The following is an 11,933-nucleotide window of genomic DNA, read 5'->3' on the forward strand; positions in this document are numbered from 1 at the left end:
ATTTCTGGGTGTTTCCGTTAGTATAATTAACTTCCTGTAACGGAGTCGGTCACTGTCCAAGTTAGCTTGGATTTGAACGTGCCGATGTATTGATTACCATTTTGGATATGCAATTTGATCCCATCGTTTTTGGTCCAACTGATATTGCCCAAGGCTTGGTTATTGGTTGTACTGAGAATTAGTTGAGGTGCAGTTCCTAACGGCTTAAAGTTACTCTCATCAAAGTAATATCTAAGAGTGGCTGGTAGAATGTTTGTCCCGTTTGTAAGTGGTGTAGCCGTAATCGATAGGTCTAACGGTGTCTTATCACGTCGATTATCTTCAACTGTCAGAGCATCAAAAAAGGTCGTGTCATTTGTCCGATTTACTAAAGTTTCAGAGCCACTATTGTTGATGGCTCCGTATCCAAAGTTAGCGGCGGTCAATCGAAGTGAATCGGAACCATACTTGATAGTTAATGCATTTCCAGATGCTGAAAAATCATTATTGGGAGATACGAATTTAGGCGTAGTTGTAAAACTACTACTGTTACCTGTAGGACCAGTTATGGTATCAACGGTGATTTTGTGATCGAGCGTATCAGCTAGATTGATATTGGAAATTGTTAATAAATTATCAGCTAATGTATAATCAGTCGTCATAATTCCGTCGATGTCCACGTAGTTGACGGTACTACCAGTTGGAACTTCTAACTGCAAGTCGCCATTTTTAATGGAAGTATTCTTATTTGAATCTTTGGCATTAATAGTATAAGTAACAATGTCACCTTCTTTGACATTATTGATCGTATCGTCGGTATCCGTGGAATCACTATACGAATTGTTTTTGATTTTATCAATCAAGGTTACATTCGGTGTGGTATCATGCTGAACATTTAGTTTAGCTTTGTTAGTAACTATTTGAAAATCCTGTGCAGGAACATTTTGACCATCAAGCGTGTATTCATCTTGATGGATTTTGATTTTGAGATAGTACAGAGCTCCATTATCTTTGTCATAATTAGTTAAACCAGTCGTATAGGATGGTGAGACCCCGGATGAAACTAATTTACCGGCGTCACTGCTGGAACTATTAGGTTCAATGCGATACCAGTCTGCTGATGTCACTTCATACTGTGCGCCAGTGGTTGTTCCAGAATCGTTTGAAAAACTTCTTAGTTTGAAAGTGGCACTTTTACCTTCTGTGACAGTCTGGTCATCTAATCCACCGCCAACTTCGATGTCAGTGTAATCAGAAATAGTATTGGAAGGATTACCATCTAGATTGTAGTTTTGCATAGTGGCTGTTATTCTGACGGTTCCGCTTTTGCTAGTATCAGTCGTAGCTGTTACCAACCCAGTATTAGGATCCACTGTTGCTAGATCAGTATTACTGGACTTGTAAGTGATTGTTCCAGTCGCATTAGTTGGTGTTGGGTCTGCGTGAACTGTCGTTGTATCAGCCTCAGCACTACTATTATTGTCCGTTACATTGTTCATCAGGTATGAATTATCAGCGTAAACGTGTAGAGATGTCGCGTCGACTGGTGCTGGCAATACAAAGACACTACCGTAAGCAGAATAAGCGTTGGTGATGGTACTGGCCAGTAGATCGGTGAAAAGCTGTAGAATACTAGTTTTTTTGTTGTAATACGTTCCTTGAACTTGATAGTAATTCATACCTTCTTTGGTAAAGGTTTGAGTCAGTGAGCTGGAGTCCTGACCCACTTTAGTCCATTTAGCATTACCGTTTGAATCGTACGTCCACCAGACAAAATGATTAGCTCTACCATATGGATAAATTGGAGAGAATCCTACCCCGATGGGTGGAACAACTAGAGTCATGGCTGAAATCAATGAAATGGTGTAGTTCGTATAAATAGTTTTTGTTTGCCCAACAAAGGCATATTGAGCTTCGGGTTGTTTAGTAAAACCGGATGTTAAATAGATTCCTAGAATCTTTACTGGATTAACAGTGGGAGTGTAATTTTTTGAAGGGGGAGTAACACTGTCGCTTAGGCTGAGCGGATCAATAAGACTTGTAGGAAAAGTAGTAACAGATGCAGCATGAGTGGTATTAGATGTTGTGGTAGTTAATATCATGGAGCATAGGATCGACATAAGAATTATGCCTAGCTTATTTTTGATTTTTTTCATTTTAACGCGACCTCCTCATGAGTATTATTTACCAAAATAATACCTTATAAATACACAAATATGTGTCCAATTATTGATATGATTTTTAGCCATAATAGATTTAATTTGTTTACACAATCACGGTAATGACGGCGATTTCAATAAATTAATAAATAAATTGATGTATATAATTTGATTTATATATATTACTTTTTGATAATTAGTCTTTTAATTTTTAAGAAACAAAAAAAGTCGTATATTCTCACGAATATACGACTTTAATTTATTTGATTATTCGGAACGCAATGCTGTCGCAGCATCTTTCTTCGCAGCCATTCGAGCTGGAATATGTCCACCGATCACGGTTAAGACCGTACTTACGATTATCAGAATAATTGCATGGATCGGATTCAATTGTGCAACATTAGATAAATCAGTCATACTCTTCAAGATTGAATTGATCGGGAAGGTTGCTAGATAGGCGATAACAACACCGAGAACACCAGAGGCGACACCTAAGATAGTTGTTTCAGCATCGAATACACGAGTGATGTCTTTCTTTCTGGCACCCAGTGCCTTCAAGATACCAATTTCCTTGGTACGTTCGAGGACTGATGTGTAAGTGATGATCGAGATCATGATCATACTTGTTACTAGAGAGATTCCGGCGAAAGCGATTAAGACATAAGTGATGGCATCCATGAGTCCGCCGGTCAAGTTAGAAACAGAACCAGCCATATCTGTATAGATGACCTTATCGGCTTTCTTTTTGCCACTGTTGTACTTATCTAAGTACTTGAGAATCTTATCTTTGTTCTTAAAGTTATTAGGATAGACCATGATACTTGAAGGTGTAGTTGAACCACCGAGGTAGCTGATCAAAGTAGCTTTGGTTTGAGCATCATCGACACTGGCACCAGTTAAGACGTTTTTATCGCTGCTCTTTTGAGCAGTGACGATATCAGAGTTCTTGTTGTCGTTGATAATGTTCTTCGTTAATTGGTCACTGTAGGCAATACCAGAGGCTAAGATGTTTTCAGATGACTTGGATTTAACACGTAAGATACCTGAGATTTTCAAAGTCGTATTGGCGTTATTGTTGTAGAGGTCTTCACTGGCAGAGTTAGGTAGGAAAGTGCCAGTCTCTAATTTCTTGTAATAGTTATTGTTATTGACGACTTTGACTTCTTTACCAACTAGTTTGTCGAAGTCGAGCTTTTGTCCGTCTTTGACAGATAAGCCCAAGTTCTTCAAGGCATTGACGTTGGTAGAATTGTCAGTATCAACGATTAAGACGATATCATTAGCGGTTGTTGGCATTGATCCAGAAACAACTTTGTAGTGTTTCTTTAAGAATGCTTGGCCATTTTTACCACCTGGGTAAACTGAACCACCGATACCAGTTGAAGTTGCCATAGCATTTTGCATAGCGCTGGCTGAATTAGCATTGCTGTTATCAGTGTTAGAGAAGGTAACGTTTTTAACTTTGCCATCAACGTTACTTAGTAAGTTCATACCAGTTGAGTAAGTGTAAGTGATCGTCTTGCTCAAATCTGGATCGATGTTGCCGATGTAATTAAGATATTTATTAGTAATTTTGTTGATGTGAGTTGATTTATCAGCCTGACTCATCTTGGCAGTAACTTTGGTCTTCTTAGCCTTAGTCAGCTTCTTGTCGGTACTTGATGGGGCAGTTTGACTTGAGGCGACCTGTGAGATGGTAATGGGGAATTGTGCCAAAGTATTTGATTGTGTTTTGTCAATTTGCTTCTGGAATCCTGACGACAAAGCCAGAACGATAGCGATACTGATAATACCAATACTTGAAGCAAAAGCTGTCAGGAATGTTCGAGCTTTTTTAGTTTTGATATTGGTAAATGACAATTTAAGAGCAGTCCAAAATGTCATTTTTGTTTTCTTCAATTCGAATCGATCTTTATTTTCATCTTCAACATAGGGGTTAGAATCGTCTTGAATCTTACCATCTGCGAAGTTGATAATACGATCAGCGTATTGTTTGGCTAGTTCAGGATTGTGAGTAACCATGATAACTAATCGTTCTTTAGATAATTCTTTGATCAGTTCCATGATCTGAACACTGGTTTCAGTATCCAAAGCACCGGTTGGTTCGTCACAGAGTAAAATTTCAGGGTCATTGGCGATTGCACGCGCAATTGCCACACGCTGCATTTGACCACCAGATAGCTGATTAGGTTTTTTGTTCATGTGTGGACCTAATCCAACACGTTCGAGTGCTTTGGTAGCTTTTTCCTTTTTTTCTTCAGTCGGAACACCACTCAAAGTCATTCCCATTTCAACATTATCAAGAATACTCAAGTGTCCAATAATGTTGTAACTTTGGAAGATGAAACCGACTGAGTTGTTACGATAGGCATCCTAGTCTGACTCGGAGAAGTCCTTGGTTGATTTACCCTTAATGATCAAATCACCAGAGTCGTAAATATCCAAACCGCCGATGCCGTTAAGCATAGTAGTTTTACCAGAGCCACTAGGTCCCAGTATCGCGACGAATTCTTTGGGTCTGAATGATACAGATACATCATCAAGTGCCTTAGTTACGGAATCACCGACATAGAAATACTTTTTAATATGTTTAAGTTCCAGCATTTAATTAATCCTTTTTGTTTAGATTTGTAATGTCCATATGAAATTGTTAGAATTCCATTAGTGCAACACCATGTTCCATATAATAGAAATATTTTATTCAAAAAACAATCATCAATTATGAATAATTTGTTGTAAGTGTAACATAATGCCACATACTGTCGCATTAATAATGCATATGAGGAGAATAATATATGGTAGGAATTAAGAACAATCGTCGAGCTCAATATACTCGACAGGTCATTCAAGATGCAGTGTTATCGCTGCTGGAAAGTAAAACTATCAATAATATTACTGTCACTGAAGTTTGTAAGATGGCAGATATTAATCGAACGACTTTTTATCGGTATTATGATGATGTCTATCACTGTGTAGATGGAATCGAATCAGAGTTTATTGAATCATTAAATGAAGGTGATGTTGAATCACCGTCACAAGGGATGGAAATGGTCTTGAATGAATTTTACCATCGGAAACGTCTGAGCAATTTGGTTTTTGTGGAGGGTAAAACACGGTTATTGGAGAAGATGTTTGAAGACTTCGGTGACAAAGCCCCCAACGTTGATGAGTACCAAGATGTATATTTGATGGCGGGGATTCAAAATGTTTTGAAGAAATGGGTCAAGGATGGGATGAAACTCACACCGCATGAAGTAACAAAAAAGATTATTTCGTTAGTTTTTGCGGATGATATTCAATCACTTAGAGATCGAATCAAACGCTAATTTGTTTGGATACGTTTACGTAAGTCTTATCACTTATTTTCTGAAAATAACTGTGTTACCATTTTTAATGGTGCAAAAAACACGTTACTTAGGGGAGGACGTATCTATGAGAGAAATTGTATTTGTTGTGGGATCATTATTAGTTCTGATGCTTGAAAAATATGTCTTAGCCAATAATTCAATCAGTTGGTTGGGAGCAATCGTGCCGGTGGTATCGATAGTATTTATTATGTGGCTATTGATTACTAAGCAATTGAGTCTCGACTTATTAGATATTTTGGTTTCTATATTATACGTATCATTAAGTTTTATCTTTTGGGGACAAGGCAATGATCTGTATCACAGAAGAACAGTTAAGAAAATTGCGAAGCAGTTGTACGAGAACACAGACAGCATGACAAAACGTATTTAGTTTTTAAGTGCAATTGTTGGTTATCGTGAGTCGAAGGTTACATACTTAAGATGAATCTGGGGAGCGGTACCCTGGATTCAGCTTCGAAGTCTGCCGTGATAATTTTGTCACTCAGGAAGACTTCCTCCTTTGTATGCTTCACATTACTAAAAATGTTTCTTGTAAAGCTCATTTTACAAGTAATGAAAAGATATAAATCCTTTCAAGAATAGGGTATACTTTCAATGTAGTGTACCCTATTTTTTTGGAGGAAAATCATGTTAAATAAGTTAGAAGTTATGTTGTATGTTAAGAATGTAGATCTGATTTCGAAGTTTTTCCAAGATGCATTAGGTGCAAGATTGATCAAAGAAACCAAAATGATCGATGGCAGCTTCGAATTGAAGTTAAGCGTGTTAGATCAAGTTAATGTCAATTTGTATGATATTGAATTTATTAAGGAATATTCTCCAATGGTGTCATTAGAAATGCCATCATTGATGTTTTTAACGAATGATATTAGAGATTTACATGATCAAATCGAAATGTATGCTAATACTATCAGTGAGATTTCTGCTCAGGGTGATCAATTAGTATTTAATTTCTCTGATCCAGAAGATCATTATTTCGCCGTAGGTTCTGTAGTTGAAAGTGATTAATAATTCAAAAAGGTCCCATCAAGACATTGTCTTGATGGGACCTTTTTACGAGTTATGGACAAATACCAAATGTTTGTCATTAGATTTTAATTCAGAAAATCTCCAGTCGGGATGATTAAACTTTTTGATATCATCGATTTGGGTAATATTATTTTCAGCCATAAACCGAACCATTTCTCCACGTGCCATTTTAGCTAAGGTAGCTTTGGTTTTTAATTTGCCATCGGCCATACTTCCGAATACAATATCGATCATTTTTTGATTTGGTCTTAGGTAAGGTGTAATAGTTTTGGCGTATTCTTGTGATGATAAGTTCACGATTGGTTCTTTGCTGTCTGACAGAGCATCATAGATCTGTGAGTTCCAAAATTCGTAAAGATTGTTGTATCTTGGAATCTTAAGTCGCGATTGCATCTCTAAGCGATAAGGGACCACACCGTCGAAGGGACGTAATATCCCGTAGAAACCTGATAATATGCGCAGGTTCTGACGAACATAATCGAGTGCAGGTTCAGTGAACAAGTCTGGTGCCATGTATTGGTATTGGATGCCGCTGAAGGCCAGTAAGGCTGGAGTTAGTCGATGTTTCAAATCAAGCTTTTGTAGCCATTCATAATTTGGTTCGGCTAATTTATCACTGCAATCCCATAGTTTCTTGGCTTCAAGATAAGTAAGCTTGCGCATGTTACTGAGTATTTGTTTGGTCTGATCGAGATATTGCGGTAAGTTTTCATATTCAAAAGTATCATTATCAATGATCATTTTTTTTGCGGGAGCGATGATTATTTTCATGAACATTTCCTTCTAAAAGAGCCGATACCCATTTGAGGATATCAGCCCTTTTTTGATTTTATAGAATTGGTGATAGCAATCTAGAGAAGCGTTGTTTGAAGTGTAACCAGTGTCCTTGACTCTTGATAACTTCAGGTGTGATCAGCAAGCTGTCTTTCATGTCTTTTTCGAAGGCACGAGAGATCTTGTGAGCAATCTTGGCATCGTAGATGAAGGCATTAGCTTCAAAATTCAAAGAATAACTTCTGAAGTCTTGATTCATTGACCCAACTGTACAGATCTTATCGTCGAAGACACTAGCCTTAGCATGCAAGAATCCCTTTTGGTAACTATAAATTTTGATGCCATAACTGGTCAATAGGTTGGCATAGTACTGAGTTGCACGGTAGATGAAGGGGTGATCAGGCATACAAGGGATCATGATCCTGACATCAACGCCAGATCTGGCCGCGATCGTTAGGGCAGTGAACATCGGATCGTCGGGAACTAGATATGGCGATTGGATCCAAACACTCTTCTTGGCGCTGACGATCATGTCGATAAATCCATCCTTGAGGACTTCCTCACGTCTGTCAGGCCCATCGGTAACGATCTGGATAGGAATATTGTCCTCAATGTCAAATCGATCAGAAGGGAAGTATTTCTCTTGGAATGACAGTGCCTCTTCACGCTTCTCGATGGAAGCATTCCAATCTTGGAAGAAACGTTCTTGTAGCAGCAAAGTGGCGACACCTTTAATTCGAACGTGAGTGTCACGCCAGTAACCAAACTTGTCAGTTACGTTGACATATTGATCACCAACATTGAAGCCGCCAGTCCAACCGACGCATCCGTCGATAACAACGATTTTTCTGTGCAAGTGATAGTTTAATCGAGTCTTGGCAATAACGTTCTTAGAAGTGATAAATTGAAGAACCTCGCCACCTGCAGCAACAAAATCCTTGAACCAGCTCTTGCGAGTTCCATTTGATCCCCAGGGATCATATAGCAGACGAACTTCGAGTCCTTCTTTGGCTTTTTGAGTTAGTAATTGGAGGAATTGTTCACCAATGTCACTCTTGATGAAGGCATAATATTCGACATGTACGGTTTCTTTGGCATTTCTAATATCTTCAAACATCTTTTCAAATTTTTCTTTGCCATCAAAGACGAGATCAACTTCATTGTGACGCGTTAATGGAGTTTCTTCAGTTTCATTGAAGAACTTGATAATGTGATCAGCGTAATGAGTCTGATCGGAACGATTGCTGGAATCTTTTTCACTGTTTTGGCGTTCGATAGCTTTTTGCTTAGCCTCGTCAGCGAGTTCCATTAATTTCAGCTGATCCAAACCAACGTGTTTTTGTTTACTGATACTGAAGATCTTTTCTTGAGCGATTCCCCGCCCGAAGAAGGCATAAATTAGAAATCCAAAGAGTGGTAATAGTGTTAGAACTAAGATCCATGCCCAAGTTGTAACGATGTTTCTGGGTCTGTGGAAGACAGTTATTAGTGCTGAGATCGTGTTAAGTAATAAAATAATTAATATTAACCAAATAATCCAGACATCAATCATGATATAAATTCCCCTCTATTTCATATTAAAGAGTTTATCTCAATTTCTGAATAAAATCTATTTTCCTGAGTGATGATATTTTGAATTATTACGTAATTTAGTATGTATACCAAAAATAGCCATCCAGAAATAAATTCTGAATGGCTATTGATAGATATATTATTAATCGCGATTGTTTCCAAAAATAAGAATCAGACGTAGTAGTTGCAAAGCTGTAGAGATTGCGGCAGCGACATAAGTCAAAGCTGCAGCTCCAAGAACTTTTTTAACCATTGGCACTTCGTCACTTTCCAGTAGATCACCTGAACTCAAGATCTTGATGGCACGACCGGAAGCGTTGAACTCAACTGGTAGAGTTACCACTTGGAACAAGACTACTAGTGCGAACAACCAGATTCCGACAGTGATCAAAGTGTGATTCATACCTAGAATCATACCAACGAAGATCAAAGGAATCGAAGCTTGTGATCCCAGATTAACAGCAGGTACCAAAGCTGCCCTAAGGCGCATTGGTGCGTAACTCTTTTGATCTTGAATCGCATGTCCACATTCGTGGGCAGCAACACCGATAGCTGCAACTGAAGTCGAACCATAGGTTGAATCAGATAGATTCAAAGTCTTGTCACCAGGATTGTAGTTGTCAGTTAAATTACCACTGACACGATTGATCTGGATACTTTGTAATCCAGCTTGATCAAGAATGTATCGAGCCGCTTCAGCACCAGTAGTGCCGCGACGACTGTCATATTGGTCGTACTTGTTAAAGTTATGTTTGACGAACCATGACGCCCACAAACTTATAACTAAACCAATGATAATTAAGATGAAAGTGGGGTCAAATCCATATCCGTAATATCCGTACATTTATTGTTAACTCCTCTTTAATTCTTTGTTGCTTATATTATATCCATTCTTTGTGAAGTTTTCTTGAATAACGCTGTCCAAAGTCGCAAATTTCAAAGTATCAAGTTTGATCTGATCTTTAACGAACATGATCAAGCGTTGTGCAATTTCAGTCTTATCTGCATCATTCAAATCATCAGATAGTTGAATTGAAAGTTTTCCCGATGCATTATCAACATTTTCAATAGCGATAACTGCAACAATTTTTTTGGTTCTTTTATCACGAATGAACCAGTAAATACTAGTATCACGCATCGTACTTTTGGCAGTATGGCTGATGAAGCCCGTTGTGTTGGCAATACTCATTTTTAAAAATTCACTAGCTTCTTTTAACTTAAAATGTGAAGGAAATTCCCACAAAAAGTTTTGGGTTATGAATGGTCTGTAAGATTTTAATTTTGTCATTATTCGATAATCATACTCTTCTTAGCACTCTTGTGAAGTTTATTGATCCAAGGTTTCAACTTCTCAGTCGTTAGTAATCCTAGTAGGTAGAAGCCGATCCCAAACGCTGCCAAGATAATGATATCCTTCGTTGCGTTTGGCCAGTATACTCCACCAACCGCTTCACGTAGCAGGTTAACGGCATAAGTAAATGGTAGATATGGATTAATAAGTCTAAAGAATCCACCAGATAGTACGACAGGGAAGTTACCACCGGCACCGGAAATCGATAGCACCAGAATGATAATACCGATACCTTTACCGACCGTTCCAAACATCTGAACCAGTGAATATAGGATCGATATGAAACAGAAACTTACCAGCATCATGAATAGTACCAATAATACTTTTTGTTTAACGTAGGTGTTGATCAAGAAGATGTTACCTAAGGTAGCGGCAACAGCCTGTAGCAAGTTTAATGAGGCAAAGGTTAAGTAACGGCCGTTATATCGTTGCTTGAAGTTATAACGGTACTTTTGTCTGTCATTTAACTTGAAGTGAACTGTGAAGACACTTGATAGTAGCAAAGCGCCGACCCAGACACAGAGTGCCAAGTAGAATGGCGCACTGGCAGAACCGTAGTTAGGAACGTCATAGAGATTGTCTTGCTTTAATTTAACAGGGTTAGAGAAGAAGTCAGATTCAGTATTAGCATCGGCCTTCATCAACTTGATGATAGCTGAGAGGTCAACCTCTTTTTCACCGGCTTTTAGTATCTTAGCTGAATGATGAACGTCCTTCTTCAATTGTGGCCAGTCATTGACAGCGAAGTCGTTGGCTGCGGATAGAGATTGTTCTAGTTCTGGAGTCTTTGAATTAACTAAGTTCAGAGCGGTCGACAATTGATTCTCTATTTCAGGCAATTGATATTGAACGAAGAAGGTTGCCTTGGATAACTTCGTCTTCAAGTTAGGATAATCATTATTGTAGAAGTCATTGGCAAGATTGATACCGGTAGTGATGTTACCCATATTTCCGTTCAATAAAGTATTGGCATCGTGGATCTCGTTACCAACAGCAGGTAATTGTTTTTGATACTTTTGTAAGTATGTCAAAGCTGTTTGCAAGATTCCCTTAGTATTGCTTAGAAGTCCAGGAATTGCGGGGATAACATTGGTGTTGACTTCACCGAGTGTCTTGCTGGCATCACTTAAGAGATTCTTAACGTCAGCGATACTGTTGGAGACAGAGTCCATGATTTTTAGATTCTTGACGTCATTTACTTTGTCAGCGATAGTGCCGGCTTGAGTCGATAAATCAGTTAGCTTGGATTGTAATTGATCGGTACTCAAGTTATCGAAGTTGTCAATGATGGCATTGGCACGGTCAGCCAAGGTATCGTTTAAAGCAGCCAAGTCATTTAGATGCTTGATTGGTGTATCCAAGGCGGTTGTATGGTCACGACCAAATTGGTCAGCCAGCTTATTGTAAAGGTTTTGTAGGTCAGTCAAGGTTGAAGCAACTTGACGAGAGACAGTTGCCAATTGTGTAGCGTTGTCAGCCATATTTTGAATGACAGTCTTTAATTGTTCTTTGAGTTCAGTATTCTTTGGATCATCCTTGATCTTGTCGATCAAAGTATTGATGTTGCTTGCGGAAGTACTGATTTGTTTAGCAAGGTTATAAACCATTGAGAGTCCAGTGTCGATGGTCGACTTGATAACTGGTAGTGCATTTTGAATCTTAGGTATCAAGTTGGTATTGGCGTTATTGATGGCAGTCTCA

The 11,933-nt window shown here is 38.5% G+C and carries 9 protein-coding genes and 1 pseudogene; 3 read left to right on the forward strand and 7 right to left on the reverse strand.

The genetic code is table 11. The features are described from left to right. Positions 1-26 precede the first annotated feature (26 nt). Both JCM14932_RS13545 and JCM14932_RS15715 read right to left on the reverse strand, forming a co-directional pair. On the reverse strand, positions 27-2,135 hold the full coding sequence (locus JCM14932_RS13545) for an Ig-like domain-containing protein (protein ID WP_025025334.1): 2,109 nt from the start codon (positions 2,133-2,135) through the stop codon (positions 27-29). Between the two features lie 270 nt (positions 2,136-2,405). Next, positions 2,406-4,742 (reverse strand): annotated as a pseudogene (locus tag JCM14932_RS15715) (ABC transporter ATP-binding protein/permease). Between the two features lie 191 nt (positions 4,743-4,933). On the opposite strand from JCM14932_RS15715, the gene JCM14932_RS13555 reads away from it, so the two are divergent. The 3 genes from JCM14932_RS13555 (at position 4,934) to JCM14932_RS13565 (ending at position 6,514) form a co-directional block, all read left to right on the forward strand. Beyond that, on the forward strand, positions 4,934-5,464 hold the full coding sequence (locus JCM14932_RS13555; protein ID WP_025025335.1) for a TetR/AcrR family transcriptional regulator: 531 nt from the start codon (positions 4,934-4,936) through the stop codon (positions 5,462-5,464). Positions 5,465-5,570: 106 nt separating this feature from the next. Next, positions 5,571-5,876: a hypothetical protein gene (locus tag JCM14932_RS13560; protein WP_025025336.1), complete on the forward strand. Its 306-nt coding sequence runs from the start codon at positions 5,571-5,573 to the stop codon at positions 5,874-5,876. Positions 5,877-6,133: 257 nt separating this feature from the next. Beyond that, entirely contained in the window at positions 6,134-6,514 is a 381-nt protein-coding gene (locus JCM14932_RS13565; protein ID WP_025025337.1) for a VOC family protein, read from the forward strand. Between the two features lie 45 nt (positions 6,515-6,559). On the opposite strand, the gene yaaA is transcribed toward JCM14932_RS13565, so the two are convergent. The 5 genes from yaaA to JCM14932_RS13590 form a co-directional block, all read right to left on the reverse strand. Further along, positions 6,560-7,306, reverse strand: coding sequence for a peroxide stress protein YaaA (yaaA, locus tag JCM14932_RS13570; protein ID WP_025025338.1), 747 nt, complete (start codon positions 7,304-7,306; stop codon positions 6,560-6,562). A gap of 58 nt (positions 7,307-7,364) precedes the next feature. Further along, entirely contained in the window at positions 7,365-8,861 is a 1,497-nt protein-coding gene (gene cls / locus JCM14932_RS13575; RefSeq protein WP_034543536.1) for a cardiolipin synthase, read from the reverse strand. A gap of 162 nt (positions 8,862-9,023) precedes the next feature. Continuing rightward, positions 9,024-9,725, reverse strand: a complete 702-nt coding sequence (locus JCM14932_RS13580; protein ID WP_025025340.1) for a zinc metallopeptidase — start codon at positions 9,723-9,725, stop codon at positions 9,024-9,026. A 6-nt stretch (positions 9,726-9,731) separates the two neighbouring features. Next, positions 9,732-10,169, reverse strand: coding sequence for a hypothetical protein (locus tag JCM14932_RS13585; RefSeq protein WP_025025341.1), 438 nt, complete (start codon positions 10,167-10,169; stop codon positions 9,732-9,734). Continuing rightward, positions 10,169-11,933: YhgE/Pip domain-containing protein (locus tag JCM14932_RS13590; RefSeq protein ID WP_025025342.1), on the reverse strand; the 1,765-nt coding region annotated here is incomplete at its 5' end. The genes JCM14932_RS13585 and JCM14932_RS13590, both read right to left, overlap by 1 nt.

The sequence above is a fragment of the Companilactobacillus nodensis DSM 19682 = JCM 14932 = NBRC 107160 genome, from assembly GCF_000615905.1.
Taxonomy (GTDB): Bacteria; Bacillota; Bacilli; order Lactobacillales; family Lactobacillaceae; genus Companilactobacillus; species Companilactobacillus nodensis.